This window comes from Agrobacterium sp. DSM 25558, from assembly GCF_900100825.1.
GTDB lineage: Bacteria > Pseudomonadota > Alphaproteobacteria > Rhizobiales > Rhizobiaceae > Agrobacterium.
In genome coordinates, this window is sequence record NZ_FMUD01000017.1 from 63,879 (window position 1) to 77,611 (window position 13,733).

General features: G+C 59.9%; 13 protein-coding genes and 6 pseudogenes. 5 read left to right on the forward strand and 14 right to left on the reverse strand.

What is annotated here, in order from left to right:
- Positions 1 to 401 precede the first annotated feature (401 nt).
- Positions 402 to 833, reverse strand: coding sequence for a hypothetical protein (locus tag DSM25558_RS15540; protein ID WP_143240120.1), 432 nt, complete (start codon positions 831 to 833; stop codon positions 402 to 404).
- A gap of 671 nt (positions 834 to 1,504) precedes the next feature.
- Here DSM25558_RS15540 and DSM25558_RS15545 point away from each other — a divergent pair.
- Positions 1,505 to 3,211, forward strand: a complete 1,707-nt coding sequence (locus DSM25558_RS15545) for a rhamnogalacturonan lyase B N-terminal domain-containing protein (protein WP_077105627.1) — start codon at positions 1,505 to 1,507, stop codon at positions 3,209 to 3,211.
- Between the two features lie 131 nt (positions 3,212 to 3,342).
- Here the strand turns inward: DSM25558_RS15545 and DSM25558_RS29015 are convergent, their stop codons facing one another.
- Positions 3,343 to 3,672, reverse strand: coding sequence for a zinc-binding dehydrogenase (locus DSM25558_RS29015; RefSeq protein WP_371480061.1), 330 nt, complete (start codon positions 3,670 to 3,672; stop codon positions 3,343 to 3,345).
- Between the two features lie 37 nt (positions 3,673 to 3,709).
- Positions 3,710 to 3,985 carry an MDR/zinc-dependent alcohol dehydrogenase-like family protein gene (locus tag DSM25558_RS29020; RefSeq protein ID WP_077105629.1) on the reverse strand — a complete coding sequence of 92 codons (276 nt, stop codon included), beginning with the start codon at positions 3,983 to 3,985 and terminating at the stop codon, positions 3,710 to 3,712.
- Here DSM25558_RS29020 and DSM25558_RS15560 point away from each other — a divergent pair.
- On the forward strand, positions 3,974 to 4,453 hold the full coding sequence (locus tag DSM25558_RS15560) for a LysR substrate-binding domain-containing protein (protein ID WP_077105630.1): 480 nt from the start codon (positions 3,974 to 3,976) through the stop codon (positions 4,451 to 4,453). The genes DSM25558_RS29020 and DSM25558_RS15560 overlap by 12 nt on opposite strands.
- A gap of 212 nt (positions 4,454 to 4,665) precedes the next feature.
- On the opposite strand, the gene DSM25558_RS15565 is transcribed toward DSM25558_RS15560, so the two are convergent.
- From DSM25558_RS15565 to DSM25558_RS15575, 3 genes are read right to left on the reverse strand one after another with little or no spacing between them, the layout of a single operon-like run.
- Positions 4,666 to 5,523, reverse strand: coding sequence for a PhzF family phenazine biosynthesis protein (locus tag DSM25558_RS15565; RefSeq protein ID WP_077105631.1), 858 nt, complete (start codon positions 5,521 to 5,523; stop codon positions 4,666 to 4,668).
- 7 nt (positions 5,524 to 5,530) lie between these two features.
- Complete coding sequence (locus tag DSM25558_RS15570; protein ID WP_077105632.1) at positions 5,531 to 6,160, reverse strand: LysE family translocator; 630 nt, start codon at positions 6,158 to 6,160, stop codon at positions 5,531 to 5,533.
- A complete protein-coding gene (locus DSM25558_RS15575; protein ID WP_077105633.1) occupies positions 6,157 to 6,597 on the reverse strand; it encodes a VOC family protein in 441 nt (146 codons plus the stop codon). The genes DSM25558_RS15570 and DSM25558_RS15575 overlap by 4 nt, the downstream gene beginning before the upstream one ends.
- Before the next feature lie 129 nt (positions 6,598 to 6,726).
- Here DSM25558_RS15575 and DSM25558_RS15580 point away from each other — a divergent pair, with 129 nt between their 5' ends.
- Positions 6,727 to 8,070, forward strand: a complete 1,344-nt coding sequence (locus tag DSM25558_RS15580; protein ID WP_077105634.1) for an aminotransferase-like domain-containing protein — start codon at positions 6,727 to 6,729, stop codon at positions 8,068 to 8,070.
- A 206-nt stretch (positions 8,071 to 8,276) separates the two neighbouring features.
- Here DSM25558_RS15580 and DSM25558_RS29410 read toward each other — a convergent pair.
- Positions 8,277 to 8,488: pseudogene (locus tag DSM25558_RS29410) on the reverse strand (P-type conjugative transfer ATPase TrbB); the annotation flags it as partial.
- A 352-nt stretch (positions 8,489 to 8,840) separates the two neighbouring features.
- On the reverse strand, positions 8,841 to 9,644 hold the full coding sequence (locus DSM25558_RS15590) for an OmpW/AlkL family protein (RefSeq protein ID WP_083716486.1): 804 nt from the start codon (positions 9,642 to 9,644) through the stop codon (positions 8,841 to 8,843).
- A gap of 51 nt (positions 9,645 to 9,695) precedes the next feature.
- On the opposite strand from DSM25558_RS15590, the gene DSM25558_RS15595 reads away from it, so the two are divergent.
- Positions 9,696 to 10,892, forward strand: coding sequence for a GGDEF domain-containing protein (locus DSM25558_RS15595; RefSeq protein ID WP_077105636.1), 1,197 nt, complete (start codon positions 9,696 to 9,698; stop codon positions 10,890 to 10,892).
- 216 nt (positions 10,893 to 11,108) lie between these two features.
- Here the strand turns inward: DSM25558_RS15595 and DSM25558_RS15600 are convergent.
- Positions 11,109 to 11,258 (reverse strand): annotated as a pseudogene (locus DSM25558_RS15600) (DUF736 family protein); the annotation flags it as partial.
- Positions 11,259 to 11,360: 102 nt separating this feature from the next.
- On the opposite strand from DSM25558_RS15600, the pseudogene DSM25558_RS15605 reads away from it, so the two are divergent.
- Positions 11,361 to 11,681 (forward strand): annotated as a pseudogene (locus tag DSM25558_RS15605) (alpha/beta fold hydrolase); the annotation flags it as partial.
- A 30-nt stretch (positions 11,682 to 11,711) separates the two neighbouring features.
- Here DSM25558_RS15605 and DSM25558_RS15610 read toward each other — a convergent pair.
- From DSM25558_RS15610 to ftrA, 5 genes and pseudogenes are all read right to left on the reverse strand, one after another.
- Positions 11,712 to 11,930 (reverse strand): annotated as a pseudogene (locus DSM25558_RS15610) (DNA polymerase Y family protein); the annotation flags it as partial.
- Positions 11,851 to 12,042: pseudogene (locus DSM25558_RS29415) on the reverse strand (damage-inducible mutagenesis protein); the annotation flags it as partial. The pseudogenes DSM25558_RS29415 and DSM25558_RS15610, both read right to left, overlap by 80 nt.
- A 13-nt stretch (positions 12,043 to 12,055) precedes the next feature.
- Positions 12,056 to 12,349 (reverse strand): annotated as a pseudogene (locus tag DSM25558_RS29795) (transposase); the annotation flags it as partial.
- Between the two features lie 2 nt (positions 12,350 to 12,351).
- Positions 12,352 to 12,600: a transposase gene (locus DSM25558_RS29800; protein ID WP_077105638.1), complete on the reverse strand. Its 249-nt coding sequence runs from the start codon at positions 12,598 to 12,600 to the stop codon at positions 12,352 to 12,354.
- A 107-nt stretch (positions 12,601 to 12,707) separates the two neighbouring features.
- Entirely contained in the window at positions 12,708 to 13,679 is a 972-nt protein-coding gene (gene ftrA / locus DSM25558_RS15630) for a transcriptional regulator FtrA (RefSeq protein WP_077105639.1), read from the reverse strand.
- Positions 13,680 to 13,733 lie beyond the last annotated feature (54 nt).

A 13,733-nucleotide genomic window follows, 5' to 3' on the forward strand; every position in this document is an offset into this window, starting at 1 on the left:
GGGTTTTCAGCAAGCTTATCCAGGATCACAAATTGGTCAAAAACATGGGTTGAACGGGTAGTTCCAATTTTTTTTGCAAATCGATGAGGATGAGATGCTCCGGAATATCGGCAAACTGGTAGCGGTGACAACGATCCTTCTCCCCGTTGCATTGCATGTTGCAGACGCTGGATCTGAGGCTCTAACAGGGGCTGGGGGTGTCGGTGGTAACGGAGGTTCAGGAGCGAATGCCAACGGTGGCAAAGGTACTAGCAACGGAACTCCCGGATGCGGCGGCGGCACAAACCCGGCACCAGATGGAAGATTCTACATTCCAGGGACTTCTCAGGAGTGTAATCCAGGCGATGCCGATCGTGAAAAAGCTGAAGTCAATGCCAACTGGGAGAATTGCTTGAAGGCGATCACGGTTCAGCTTTCAACAGCTGATCTGTTAGACCGACTGGACACATTTCGAGAACATCTTTCAACTCAAGATCAACAGCAATTGGACCAAGCTCTTCCGCGTTCTTCAAACGGCGGTATCGCTCAATGCGCTGATGTCGATACGAGCAGAGCATCTTGTGAAAACGGTGCCTACATGCGGGCATTGCGTTCAACGGGTCTTCTACCAGTGTTTGTCTCAACCATTTGCCCGAGGCCTTGAAGTCGCAAATAGCGCTGTTAACCTTTGCGAGTTTCTTGCAGACGTCCGGAGATGCGACATCGGCTTTACGCTGATCTTCTCCCCGTACAGAGTAGGCGGTTTTTATTGTCGATGAACGGGTAACATCTAACGGGGAAAGGAAAACGGTCACTATCCGGACGATCTCACTGGTCTGCAGCGTGATATCCACCTGCCGCATAAAGAGTTGGGATTGAAGCGGGCCCGATGTCGCAGTGACTGTTCGGTGATCAGGCCGGGTCCGTCAAATGCAGGAGGGGTGTGTTCGTCCCTAAGGCGGCTAAGGACAAGCTACAACTTAAGTGGTTGATATATCAGTCATTACTATGACCGATCATCGACCTGAGCGAAGAGTCTTATTAAGTCCAAATTTAGGTCGTAAAATCGCATATCTGTCGATGTTATCAACCAGTTTTGGAGATTTTAGATGAAAAATCTCGGTATCGCCCTCATTACGTTTCTTGCCGCCGAAGCGCGACCGTTGCCGATGCGCAGAGCTGGGTTATGACTCCTATATTGCAAATCAGGCGTATCGCAGCGCAGGCGCTCGCGACGTGCAGGCACGCTGTGACCAGCACGAGGCTGGCTATTATGGCGACTAAAGTGCGGCCAATGCGTACACTCATGCCGCCGACGTGCGGAACGCGAAGTCCTGACACGACACCGCGCGCCGACCCTATTGGTTCGGCTGATAACATATCCGACCGGCACGTCGATCCCAAGCAGGTTATGGGATTTCCTCGGTGCGGCCACTTTCCGATTGTTTCGTAACCTTTGACGGGATCTGGTATGCCTGACGTCTTGCCCTCTGCCCCACCATGCTCCTACGGCGCACGGAGGCCCATGACAGCCGCCTTCATCCTGGTCGCGCTTCCTGCAGCCGCGCTGGCGATTTCCTCACCGGCGGCCAGCCACGACTGGGATACCCGTTCGGCGGCCGCGCAAGGTGCGCCCTCTTCGTTCGGCCTGACCGAAGACGCGGCGTCGATCACGGTGGATACGGGTGCGGGCCTCGTCTTCACCGTCCGGCGCGGGGCGGCGGGCACCGGCAAGGGTGCCGGAGACATCGTGTCGATGCGCTGGCGCGGCGTCGAGTTCCAGGATCCGGCCAAGGGCAGTCAGGTCAATATCGGCTTTTCCGATCTGTACGTGGGACAGGCGACCGCCAGCGTTGCGGCCACGCAGGTGGATGCCGATCGCATCAAGGTGACCGTCCGCGCCGGCGACCTCACCCATTATTACATGGCTCGGCGCGGCGTGCCGACAATCTTCATGGCAACGTACTTCGTGCGCGAGCCGCAATTGGGGCTGGTGCGCTACATCGCGCGGATCCGGCGCGGGGTGCTGCCCGATGGGCCGCAACCGTCGAACCTGACCGGGACCGACCATTTGATCGAGGGGCATGACGTGTTCGGACGCCCCGACGGCCAGTCGCGCTCCAAGCATTATTCGAATATGCGGCTGAAGGACTGGCGCTTCTTTGGCGCGCGCGGCCCCGGCGTGGCGGCATGGATGGTGCGCGACGACAATGAAGGCGGGTCGGGCGGCCCCTTCTATCGCAGCCTGCTCGATCAGGGGACAGACACCGATCAGGAACTGACCTATATCGTCAACTACGGCGAGGCGCAGACCGAGCCGATGCGGACCGGCATCCTCGACAGCTATGCGTTGGCATTCACGACCGGGGGCGAGCCCGGTCCGCTCGATATCGATTGGTATGGCCGCATGGGCCTGACCGGCTATGTCGCCCCGCAGGCGCGCGGGGCGGTGACGGGGGTTGGGATCGACGGCATGGATCCGGCCTTCCGCTACACCGTCGGCTTTGCCAACGCGCAGGCGCAATATTGGACCGAGGCGCGGCCGGGCACCGGTGCCTTCGTGCGCGAGGGGATGCTGCCCGGCAGCTATCGCCTGACCATTTACAAGAACGAACGCGAAGTGGCGTCGCGCGATGTCACGGTGCGCGCCGGATCGCGCACGCCTCTCCCCACGCTGCGGGCCGACCACGATCCCGCGCACGATGCGCCACTGTGGCGGATCGGCGAGTGGGACGGGACGCCAACCGAATTCCTCAACGGCGACAAGGTGACGACCATGCACCCCTCCGACGTCCGCATGGCGTCGTGGACACCACCGCCCTACGTGATTGGCCAGTCGAAACCGGCGACCGGCTTCCCCGCCTATCAATGGATCGACATCAATTCCCCACTGCGCATCCGCTTCACGCTGACTCAAGCACAGTTGGCTTCGATGACGCTCCGGATCGGCATCACCACCGCATTCGCAAATGCGCGACCCAAAGTAGCCATTAATGGGTGGCAGGCACCACCGCAGGCCGCGACCGACCAACCAAAGAGCAGGACGCTCACGGTTGGCACGTATCGTGGCAACAACCGAATCTACGCCATCGCCGTCCCGACCTCGGCGCTGCGGACAGGGCAGAACGAGCTGGCGCTATCCGTGACCAGTGGTATCCACGGCAAGGGCTTCCTCAGCGCCGGCCTGTCCTATGACGCGATCGACATGATCCCCGCGGTACCCCCCGGATGACGGGCACCGCTGAACAACTCGCGCCACGACAGGGCGGGTTTGAGAATCAGTTTCCAACCTTGCTCTTGCAACGAACGACCACTTTACCGAACGACCACGTTCGAGATGATCGAACGCTGCTCCTAATATCCTCAAAAGGCGTAGACCCTGTCGATTACCGGCTTGATGGCGTGTCCGTTGATGGCGCGGTTCATGTCCTCGAACGATCGTCTATGGCCGACCGAAATGCCTTGGATGATCGCCCTTTTCAGCATCATGGGAACCGCCGACAGCACGATCTCCCATCCCTTCATGAAGCCGATCTGGGCGATACGCCCGCCGTTAGCCAGTACGGCTGCCGACTGACTGATATTGTCGCCGCCGATCAATTCGAGCACGTGATCGACGCCCCGCCCGTTGGTCCGGTCTAGTGCCGAACACACCAGTCGGGGTCTGAACTCGTGTCGATTACGCCGAGGCACCGAGCGCTTTTGCGCGTTCAAGCTTCTCCACGCCCCGCTAGGTGACGATCACACGGGCTCCGAAAGCCTGAGCAAACTGGAGCCCGAACAGAGCGACGCCGCTAGTGCCCTGCACCAGAACCGTTTGGCCCTCTTTCAGATGACCTGTTTCGATCAGGGCGAACCATGCCGTGAGCGCTGCAACCGGCAAAGTGGAGGCTTCCTCGTCCGTCAGCAATGTGGGTGCCTTGACGGCGAAGTTCTCGTGAAGACACACATATTCAGCCAGCACGCCCTGAAGCGGTCCGCCGAGTGACAAGCCATGCCGGGTCATCTCCCGTGGTGGCTTTGCCTGATCGCGCGGCGTATTGGTACGCAACGCTCAGTCGTCTGCGCCGCGCCAGCCAATCTGGACCAGCGCGGGCGTCCCACCTCCGTCGAGGAACTTGTCAAACACGACTGTCTCGCCTTTGCCAATGATGGCCGCCCGCTGCCATGGACGGTCTGCGACCCCGACGGACTGGTCAGGTTGTTCGTCATCCAACCGCGCCATGCGGTCAGCCACGGTGAAGCTTTGCGAGACGCAACCGTAAAAGGACTGCGATTGGCCTACCTTTCGACCTGGCTGGCAGCGGACGACCTCCGCAGCGGGCGGCTTGAAATGGTACCGGTTGCCACCCCTGCGGAAGATGTCCCCATTACCGTGCTTTGGCCGCGCTCGCGGGACCTTGCGCCCAAAGTATGGGTGGTGTTCGATGCCCTCGTCGAGGCGTTCATACCTACCCACCTGACCGACTTGTGAGAAAGGGCGGCGTTAGAGGGCTAGCGTAGATGTAATGCTCATCATCGTCGGGCACGCCCAGTCAGCCCCGCCGATTGCACGCTACAGCCCGATTTTGCCGCCGATCGCCGCACGGCACCAAGCGGCAGAGCAAAACCGCCAATTCTACGCCATCACTTGATATCCGCGGCGCATCGTACGTCGCGTGAGAGTGATAAGCGGCGGTCACGCCGCTATTCGATACCGGAAAGGCCAAGCAACGTTCCCTCGACATGCGTGCGGGTTTGGCCGCCAACCCAGACCTGGTCCGCGCCATCCCGCCCGACATGAAGACGCCCCTTGCGGCCGAGACACGTGCCCTGTGCAGCTATGTAGTCGCTATCCGCCACGCGGGTCGCAAACAGCCATTGCGCCAACGAGGCGTTGAGGCTGCCGGTCACCGGGTCTTCCACGATCGTTCCCAGATTGTCGGTGAAGAAGGCGCGAACCTCGAAGGCGGCATCGCCGCCGGGAGCATGGGGACCGATCACGCCGATGTCGATGCGCCGCGGCCAGCTTCGTGCCGGCTTGAGTGACAGGACCTTTTCGGCAGATGCCAGCCGGAAGCCGAGCCACCCCGGACCGTTGTCGACCCAGGCGGCGTCGATGATCTCATGGCTGCTGATCCCGAGAAACTCTTGCGCTTCGATCCGCTCCTCAAGCGAGGGCGCGCCGGAGTGGATGAGAGGCGGCGCTGCGAAGGAGAGCCGGTCCTGATAGCGCCGGACTTTGACCAGACCAGCCCCGCATTCCTGAATGATGTCTGTTCCGCTTTTCGGCACCCCGCCGCTTTTCAGCCAGACGTGGCAGGTGCCGAGCGTCGGATGTCCGGCGAACGGCATCTCCCGATCCAGCGTGAATATCCTGACGCGATAGTCGGCAACCGGATTTGTAGTCGGCAGTAGGAAGGTCGTCTCCGACAGATTGAACCAGCGCGTCAGGCGCTGCATCTCGTCGGTTGCGAGAGCCTCCGCGCCGACGATGACCACCAGAGGATTACCGGAGAAATTGTCCGAGCCGAAGACGTCGACCATGTGGACGGAAACGCTCATGCGCTTGTCACCTCCCGGACGCGAGCAGTTTCACACCCGCAACAGTGAACAAGACACACAGGCCGCCCTCGATCCAGCGCCGCAACCGTCCGTAAAGGGCGATCATCGGCGCAGTCGAAAACAGCAACGCATAGCCACCGAACACGAAGACGCCCAGCAGGGCGCAGCTACCGATGATCGTCGGTAGCACGCCGGAGGGCGTATCGTTCCGAAGTCCCAGCGACATGATCGCGATCCAGGCAAGCACCGCCTTCGGATTGCCGATGTGCATGAGAATGCCCTGGCGGTAGAGTTGGCGATAGCGAGGCGGCGGCGCGTTCGCCTGCGTCGTCATCCTGTCGGACCTCTCACGCATCGCGGATCGGCCCGCGCGAAACGCCAGGAAGAGCAAATAGATGCCACCCAGAACCTTGATGACGAAGAGCGCGTCCGCATACGCCGCCAGCACTGCGGAAATCCCCGTTGCGGCAAGGATCGCCCAGAAGAGCGATCCCGTGATGACGCCAGCTGCCAGTGCGAGGGCGGGGCCGCGGCCGTCGCGCATCGCCGTTGCCATGATCGCCATGTTGCTCGGCCCTGGACTGGCGGTCGCGAGGAGATAGGTGGCATAGACGAGCATAATCTGGCTAGCGATCATCGACCGTTCTCCTCAAGCAGCGGCGGCTCATCGCGCGGGTCAAGGTCGCCGCGATAGACGATGTGGACTTTGTTTGCGTCGGGATCGCGCAGATAGGCGCCAAAATAGCCCTCGCCATAATGTGGGCGTTCACCCGGCGCGCCTTCATCCATCCCGCCGTTCGCCAGCCCCGCGGTCCATGACGCTCGTACCGCCTCGGCCGTAGACGCTTGGAAAGCGGTCATGCTGCCGTTGCCGACCGTTGCCGGCAGTCCGTCACGCGGGTTGTACACGTAGAAACGCGGGAGTGCCGCGTCTCCGAGCACCCAACAGAGTGCCAAAGGGCCGTCATCGGGCGTGACGACACGTTGCCGCAACCCGAACGGGGCGAGCAGCGCATCGTAAAAGCGGCCGGACCGCTCCAGATCCTGGGATCCGACGGTGACATGGCTGAACATTCGACCTCCCTGCGACGTCGTGGGCGACGTGCGCTTTGCGAGTTGACGTGATGTAGTCAGTCATCCTATCCGGTGGTACACTTGAACGATATTAAAATAGTGTCACGTGACGCTTTTGAGGAATTTTCCATGCGCCTCCAATCCCCGTGGGTGCCACGCCTTCCCGACATCGAGGCCAGCACCACTGACCGGCTCGTGATGGCACTTGCCGACGACATCATCGAAGGGCAACTGAAAGGCGGAGACCGTCTGCCAGCCCATCGCGATCTCGCCTGGAAACTCGGCATCGGTCTCGGGACCGTCACCAAGGCCTATGGCATCGTCGAGAGGCGCGGCCTGACGCGGAGCGTCAAGGGGCGAGGGACCTTCGTGGCGATCCATCAGGCCCATGAAGGGCGACAGATCGACCTGTCGTCCAACACGCCACCGGCCATGCTCACCGACCGGCTTTTGGCGCGTACGCTGGCGGGGATCGCCAGGAGGATCGACGCCGAACAGCTCAATCTCTATGCGCCGGCCACCGGGCATCTTGAACATCGCCGTCTCATGGCACGCTGGCTTGAAACTCTGGGCGTTACGGCTGATCCCTCGTGCCTGGTCCTGGCAGGCAATGCCCGTCAGGCGATCGCCCTGGCGTTCGATCTGGCCTGCGGTCCCCAAGGGGTCATCCTGACCGAGAGGATAACATACCCAGGCGCGATTGCACTCGCCCGGCGTAGAGGGCACCAGATGCGCGGGATTGAAATCGACGCGGAAGGCATGATCCCGGAGGCACTCGCGATCGCGCTGGCCGATGAGCGTGCGGTCCGCAAGGCGGTCTATCTCACGCCGACGCTGCACAACCCCACCACCGCGACCATGGGAACGGCACGGCGACTGTCGATCGTCGATACCTGCCGCCGTGCCGGAGCCCGGATCATCGAAGACGGTGTTTATGCCTTCGCCGCGCCGGGCGTGCCGCCGCTGGCGGCCTTGGCGCCGGACATCACGCTGCACGTCAATGGATTGTCGAAGTCACTTGGGCCAGGATTACGGATCGGGGTGTTGGCGCTTCCGCCCGCCATGATGGATGCTGCGGAGGACATCGTGCGGGACATGCCGATGCAACCGGCACCCCTTTCCTGCGCACTGGTGGAGGCATGGCTGGCGAGTGGTGTTATAGCATCGGTTCAAAAGGATCTCGGCCATGAAGCCGCGCGCAGATCGCGTCTGGCCGCCTCGCTGCTCGGGGCCTCCGGTCTCATCACCCATCCGGCAGCGTGCCACACCTGGCTTCCCGCACCGCGCGATGTCGCCGATACCCTCGTTGCTGCAGCCACCGCGATCGGCATCAGGGTCACGCCCCCTGCATCGCTAATGGTCGAAAGCGGGGATCAGGCGACCGGCATTCGCCTTTGCCTCGGCGGGCCGTCGTTCGACGAATTGACCGAGGCCCTGAGCGCGTTCTCAGGACTGTTGAAAAACGCGCAATAGCCGCTGGCGCTCGTCACCGGTCGCGATGACCTGATACCGCGGATCGGCGTATTTGAACACCCGGAGGCCCGGAAATTCAGCGTGTTCATGCCACGGCACCTGAGCACCTTGTGAAAAGGCGGCGTTGGAGGGCTATAGCGTAGACGTAGTGCTCATTATCGTCGGGCGCGGTCAGCCGGCGACGAGGATGTTGGCGCATGATGCGGCGGAGCGCCCGCGTGGACCTCCGCGCCGACATGATGGGCGACCAGGCGCACGATGTGTTCGCCATCGGCAGGTGCGAGCCGCTCGCGCGTGTCGGACAGGCCTTCCGAGAGCCGGTCGATCCACAGCCGCCCCTCGGGTTCAGCATCACTTCGACAACGGCCGGGTCTTCCAGAAAGCGCGCAATGGCGGGGCCGAGCGCGGTGCGCAGCATCCGCGCGTCCCGCGTCAAACTCTCCGAATTCTGGTGCGATACCGCATTCCATCCCCGATCTCGCCGGGGGGAACACAGACGTTTCCCCAACGGGGATGATTAACAGAGCCTGATGGTGGGCCGATTCAACAAGTATCGAACAGCGTGCGGCGGTAGTGAAGAAACGGCGGCAATCGGCGGATTAACTCCGAGCCGGTGGGGTAAGTCAAGGCGACTGTGCAGATGAGTTCACCTGCTGGAAGTCATTCTGACCGACACGCAATATAGAGGGTCTCGCAATGGATCGAACACCTTCGTGGCTCGGTGCCCTTCACTGGCGGCTATACCCTGGGGTGCGGACAACATCAGTGCATCAGAAACGGTAGCCTACCCCGATGCCAGTTGCGATGGTATCGAGGCTGGTAATGGCGCGGACACCTTGGTTCTCGATCGTCTGCGTTGGAGGAAAGATACGTTTGACCTCGAAGTTGGCGAACCACCTGTCGCTGAGCTGATAGTCAACGCCGGCCTTGAGCAGCGGCGCGTATGAGGACGAGACGCTGAAATCCTGAACAAAGCCGCCAGCCGGTTTCTCGCCAAAGTACCAAGTCGCGATCATCCCCGCGCCTATATAGGGCCTGAAGCGCCCTTGGCTCTCAACATGATATTGGACGGCGAGCGACAGAGGCAGGCTCCAGACCGTGCCGACATCGATATCCCCGTAGAGCGTGTCCTTGAGTTTTATCTTTGTGTTCAGGACGCCGGTTTGCCCGGTGATGGACCAATGCTCGCTCAGAAACACACTGACATCGACATCCGGAAGGATCATCGGAGGCAAATCAACATGTCCGCCAATCAGGTCGATGCTCGACTTCACATTATACGGCACGATACCCGTTACACGTCCGCGGATCATGACATCACCGGGTTCGAAGCTGCGCACTGTATCGAGATCGTCCGCAAGCACCGGCATGGCGACGCTCATGCAGAGCAGAGTGACCGCCGCGAGGAGGACTGATCCACCGAACGACCGTTCTGGGAGACAAGATGCTTTGCGGTTGACAACTGAGATTTCAGACAATCGACGCCCTCGTGTAAATTTTTTGTAAATCATCATTGCGAGCGGTTTATTTAGCTTTAAAAGGCATAACTTTAATCCAAATAAAGTGCGGGGCATGACTACTCACGTGATTTGTGCTGGCGAGGAAGGTGATAGAGGTCAGACGTCATGGATATAAACACTCTGCTTTTCGCCAGTGTTGCCGCTCGTGGTGGATTTATCCTGATTTTCCTGATTGCCAGCGTCAAAAGCGAGGCCCGTATCGCATTTCGTTTGTGGACCATCAGCATTTTCGGATCGGCTACCGGTATCCTTCTGTTTTATGGCGATCCCCACTATCCATACTATCTGGCCGGGCGTGGATGGCTGATCTACACCATCATCGGCCTCAGCCTTTCCTGCATGTGGGCAGGCGGCCACGCGTTTTTCGGGTACAGGGTGAACAAAGCTATATTCGCGGTGATCGGGTTCGTTCCCGGGCTTGTCTATGGTGGGGCTCGCACAGGCGGCATGTTGCCCGACACAGTCTTGCTGCTGACGATCGCGACGCTGGTTGTGGCGATGGCAGTTGTGTCCCACCCATTCCTAAGTCGAAGAGGGCGTCGCTTCCTGCCGTCGCAGTTGCTAGTGGGCGTTTCTTTGGCCACCTATTCTGCCGCGCTTTTCACCTCCTTCGTTCTGGTCGCAGTGAGGCTCTTTGTCTCCGGCGTGGCTCCGGATCCGCAGGCATCGGACATTTCCCTGGCACTATTCATCGACCAGTTGATGAGTGTCCTGATCTATGTCGGTCTTGTCGCGATGTCGCTCGAGCATGTACAGATGCGAATGAAGCAGCTGGCAACGATCGATCCGCTGACCGGGCTTGCAAACCGGCGCGGGGTACAGGAACAGACAGCGGCCGTGATCGATGCCTGCCGTCGCGCAAGACGGCCGATGGCCGTGCTGATCGCGGACCTCGATCATTTCAAGTCGATCAACGACCAGTATGGCCATGACTGCGGTGATATGGTGCTGCAAGAGTTTGGCAACCGCCTCTCCTCACACAGTCGGCGAGGCCAGGACGTGACGGGGCGGTGGGGCGGCGAAGAATTTCTGGCAGTGTTGAGCGATATGACGCTCGCGGAGGCCGTTTCGTTCGCGGACCGGCTGTGTCTGCGTGTTGCGCAAGAGCCCTTCGATCTAGGAGACCAAAAGATTACGGTTACGGTCAGCATTGGCGTTGCCAGCATCGACTGTCACGCCTCGTCCCTCGACAAGGCTGTGAGAGCGGCAGACGAAGCGCTCTATGAAGCCAAACGCAACGGTCGCAACCGCGCCCATAGCGCCGAGCCGATCGTCGCACCTGCCTTCGCCCAAGCGATGTGAAGGTCACCCAAGCATCATTCTTTTCCGCCAACTTTGAAGCTTCCGCCTAAATGATCATGCGGATCAGCATAGGCCAAAGACGTCCGTATTCTAAGACGCACTATTCATCTCAGCGGCACAGAAGGCTCCGGAATTATGCGGAGTAAAATCCACCGCGAGTATCGGCAAAAGCAGGCTTCAGCGACCGACACTCCGCATAATCACGCTCTCTGCATAATCGACGTTGCCGGCGTAGATGCGGAAGTGCGGGCCTTTATAAGAGGGGTTTTCGACCCGGGCGATGCGTGCCTTGACGTTGAGGGCGAGAGTGCGGATCGAGCCGGTGAAGCCGTTTTCGGTAGAGGTGAAGGTGCCGATGGTTGCCATTGTCATGTCCTTTCGCTGGTTCCGGGCCGCGCTCTTCCCGACCTCGATGCCAGTCGCAAAGACCGGGGATGATCGGACCGCACCCCATAGGGGCTGAAACGAAACAGCACCTTTAATCCGGCTGACATCGACATTTACGCGAAGGCGATGGCACTTGCGGGCCGCACACGCGGCGGCATGGAATGGTATCGCGCGCTCACCTCCGACCATGTGGCAGCGCTTGAGTACAAGAAAAAAGCGCTCAAGATACCGGTGTTGGGTCTCGGCGGGGACCAACGCTTCGGCGAGCATATGGTCCCGATGCTCAAGGAATTTGCAAGCAATGTAACAGGTGGCTCGATTGCGTGTTGTAACCACTATGTCGCAGACGAGCGACCAGAAGAAGTAGCAGGAGCTCTGATCGATTTTCTTGAAAGGGGTTAACGTCCACAGATGCGCTCACGCGCATACGGGAACGAGCATCAGCCCGCGTAATATCGCCTGAGCCTTCGCCGCAGGCATTCCGACGCGGACACCGATCTTTTGCGCCGCGACATCTGCTGACGATACCCACCGCTTCGATCCGCTCTTCGCGATCACCGCGATAGGCTGGTCATCCGGAATAGCGGGATCGTCGCGTCTGATCCTGTCCGTCGGCAAACTCGGTAGAAATATGGATACGACTCTTGCCATCACATGCTCCTACGCAGAACTCTTTGCATTCTCCGGCACGCGATCTCATCAGTTCCAGGAACCATCGAGGCCGCCCTACCCCTGGTACCCGGAGTTCTTCGGAGGGCAGCACTCTGGGTACCACGCTCGTTGAGCCACTCGCGCAGAGCCTGGCTGTCATAAGCTTTGTCCGCGACGAGTTCAGTGGCGGGTGGCAAAGCCTCGATACAAAGCCTTGCAACCTGGCAATCGTGGACGTTTCCGGGCATCAGGAGCAGGACGTAAGGGCGGCCTTTTGTATCGCAGACGGCATGGAGCTTGGTGTTCCGTCCACCTTTGGTGCGACCGATTACCATGCGCCAAGCCCCCCCCTTTTCCTCCACCTGCACAGCGGTGGACCTTGATGCAACTGCTGTCGATGAGCAGCCGGTCCGGCGCATCGTCAGCCCCTGCCAGCGCACTGAGGATGCTCTCCCAAATGCCGCGTTCGGACCACCGGACAAAGCGGTTGTAGAGTGTCTTTCGGTCCATAGACATCTGCGCAATCCGCCCAGCGGCCACAACAGCGCAGCGCATGGACAATCCCGCTCAGGACCCGGCGGTCATCCACACGCGGCTTGCCTCGCACATCTGTCGGTAAAACCGGCTGTATTCGCTCCCACTGCGCATCGGAAAACCAATAGACAGACATGCAACCACCTCCTTGCTCAGGCGAGTGAATCACGTCGAAGTGCGCAAGGAAACCTAATTATTGGGTCCGGACCCTAAAAGGAGGCAAGTAGTCGCTCTGGTGCATTTTTATTTGGCCCGAAACCGTTGACGGTAAACTCCCGGACTTGTGAAGAAACGTGTGCGGAAATGAGCCCTCAATGTAGCGGCGGCACCGAAGCCAACCTCCTCCGACACATCGTCGATTGAAAGATCTGTCTCCTCTAGCAGTCTTTGGGCGCAAGCGACACGTTCTTTAAGAAGCCATTCGCCTGCCGGCATTCCTGTGGTCTTAAAAAAGTGCCTCTGGAAGCTGCGGGGACTCATCGCGGCTGCAGCCGCTAGGCGGGGAATCGTCCATTCTTCCTGGAGGGCTCCCCGGACCGATTCCAGAAGCGGCGCCAGCGCCGACCCGCTGTGTTTTGATATAGGCTCTTCAATGAATTGTGCTTGTCCGCCCTCCCGGTGAGGTGGCATCACAAGGCGGCGGGCGACATGGTTTGCTATACGAGCGCCATGGTCCCGGCGAATGAGATGCAAACAAAGATCAATACCGGCAATGCTTCCCGCAGAGGTCAGAATATTCCCGGCATCGACATATAACACATCGGGTTCGACTTGGATGTCCGGATAGCGCCGGGCCAGTTCCGCTGCATGCCGCCAATGGGTCGTTGCTTTTTTTCCGTTGAGTAGGCCCGCGGCGGCTAATACGAAAGCACCAGTGCAAATCGACATGACCCTGGTGCCACGCTCGCTGGCTCGATGTAAAGCTTGGCATAAATCCTCCGGGACGGGCGTCGCGACATTGCTCCAGCCAGGCACAATTATGGTTTTGGCTTCATCGAAGAGTTTAAGATCGCCATCGGCGACGATCTGGATTCCTCCAGCGCCACGCAAGGGACCCCGAGTGCACGCGACGGTCGTGAACCGATACCACCCAGCGCCCAGTTCAGGCCTTGGCAAACCGAATACCTCAACCGCGCAGCCATACTCGAAAAGGCTCAGGTCCTCATAGACCACGGCGGCGACAAGCCCTGCGTCGTTTTTTTGGGCGCTACTCATTTTGGCATCATCCTGACGTAAAGAGGCATATGTGACACTTTTGCGAAGTTAGGA

What these genes read in the sequence shown, in the direction of transcription:
- DSM25558_RS15545 (WP_077105627.1), top strand. Translation starts at nt 1,505, where the DNA reads ATGACAGCCGCCTTCATCCTGGTCGCGCTTCCTGCAGCCGCGCTGGCG.
- DSM25558_RS15560 (WP_077105630.1), top strand. Translation starts at nt 3,974, where the DNA reads ATGCCGGGTCATCTCCCGTGGTGGCTTTGCCTGATCGCGCGGCGTATT.
- DSM25558_RS29020 (WP_077105629.1), bottom strand. Translation starts at nt 3,985, where the DNA reads ATGACCCGGCATGGCTTGTCACTCGGCGGACCGCTTCAGGGCGTGCTG.
- DSM25558_RS15565 (WP_077105631.1), bottom strand. Translation starts at nt 5,523, where the DNA reads ATGAGCGTTTCCGTCCACATGGTCGACGTCTTCGGCTCGGACAATTTC.
- DSM25558_RS15570 (WP_077105632.1), bottom strand. Translation starts at nt 6,160, where the DNA reads ATGATCGCTAGCCAGATTATGCTCGTCTATGCCACCTATCTCCTCGCG.
- DSM25558_RS15575 (WP_077105633.1), bottom strand. Translation starts at nt 6,597, where the DNA reads ATGTTCAGCCATGTCACCGTCGGATCCCAGGATCTGGAGCGGTCCGGC.
- DSM25558_RS15580 (WP_077105634.1), top strand. Translation starts at nt 6,727, where the DNA reads ATGCGCCTCCAATCCCCGTGGGTGCCACGCCTTCCCGACATCGAGGCC.
- DSM25558_RS15590 (WP_083716486.1), bottom strand. Translation starts at nt 9,644, where the DNA reads ATGCCCCGCACTTTATTTGGATTAAAGTTATGCCTTTTAAAGCTAAAT.
- DSM25558_RS15595 (WP_077105636.1), top strand. Translation starts at nt 9,696, where the DNA reads ATGGATATAAACACTCTGCTTTTCGCCAGTGTTGCCGCTCGTGGTGGA.
- DSM25558_RS29800 (WP_077105638.1), bottom strand. Translation starts at nt 12,600, where the DNA reads ATGTCTGTCTATTGGTTTTCCGATGCGCAGTGGGAGCGAATACAGCCG.
- ftrA (WP_077105639.1), bottom strand. Translation starts at nt 13,679, where the DNA reads ATGAGTAGCGCCCAAAAAAACGACGCAGGGCTTGTCGCCGCCGTGGTC.